Origin of the sequence: Robertmurraya mangrovi (assembly GCF_034427655.1) — a bacterium.
Lineage (GTDB): Bacteria > Bacillota > Bacilli > Bacillales > Cytobacillaceae > Robertmurraya_A > Robertmurraya_A mangrovi.
Window position 1 is genome coordinate 1 of record NZ_JAXOFX010000042.1, and the last position, 1080, is coordinate 1080.

The 1080-nt window shown below is 46.6% G+C and carries 2 rRNA genes; both read right to left on the reverse strand.

The annotated features are described in order from the left end of the window. A 23S ribosomal RNA gene (locus SM124_RS23940) occupies window positions 1-358 on the reverse strand; the annotation flags it as partial. Between the two features lie 465 nt (window positions 359-823). Then, window positions 824-1080, reverse strand: a 16S ribosomal RNA gene (locus tag SM124_RS23945); the annotation flags it as partial.

Consider the following 1080-nt stretch of genomic DNA (forward strand, 5'->3'; position numbering starts at 1 on the left):
GGCCTTTCCAGACCGATTCGTTTACTTCATTCCTTTGTAACTCCGTATAGAGTGTCCTACAACCCCAAGAGGCAAGCCTCTTGGTTTGGGCTAATCCCGTTTCGCTCGCCGCTACTTAGGGAATCGCGTTTGCTTTCTCTTCCTCCGGGTACTTAGATGTTTCAGTTCCCCGGGTCTGCCTTCCATACCCTATGAATTCAGATATGGATCCCATCCCATTACGGATAGGGGGTTTCCCCATTCGGAAATCTCCGGATCAAAGCTTACTTACAGCTCCCCGAAGCATATCGGTGTTAGTCCCGTCCTTCATCGGCTCCTAGTGCCAAGGCATCCACCGTGCGCCCTTTCTAACTTAACCTACGGTTAATCAGAACTCTAATATCAATTAGAGAAAATCTTTCAGATGGCGATTACTCGGTAATTCTTTTTGCCTTCTTCAAATATCATTATCTAGTTTTCAAGGAACAAGGCCACTGACTTCTATCACATCATGATAGATATCTTGGCTTGACATCATGCTGCCTTGCGACGAGCTGAAGAGTTACCTCTTCGAATATGCTATGGCGCAGGAGCAACGTTCTTCATTTATAAGGTAGATTTAATAATAATTCTTTCTAAATATAATGAAGTCTTTTTTTAAGAGAATTGCTCTCTCAAAACTGAACAAATCATATCGTCACGTTCTTGTAATGTCTAGCTCCGGCTCCTAGCCTCTCGAGTCACTTCCGCTTCTTCTGTCAAAGTCTTTAGGACTTTCCGCCAGAAGCTACAGTGCTTGTCGAGGCTGAACAGTCGCCTCCGCTTTTCGATTAAAAATCCTTAGAAAGGAGGTGATCCAGCCGCACCTTCCGATACGGCTACCTTGTTACGACTTCACCCCAATCATCTGTCCCACCTTAGGCGGCTGGCTCCTAGCTTATGCTTTCGCAGTAAGTTTACAAGTAAACTTTGTAGGTTACCCCACCGACTTCGGGTGTTACAAACTCTCGTGGTGTGACGGGCGGTGTGTACAAGGCCCGGGAACGTATTCACCGCGGCATGCTGATCCGCGATTACTAGCGATTCCGGCTTCATGTAGGC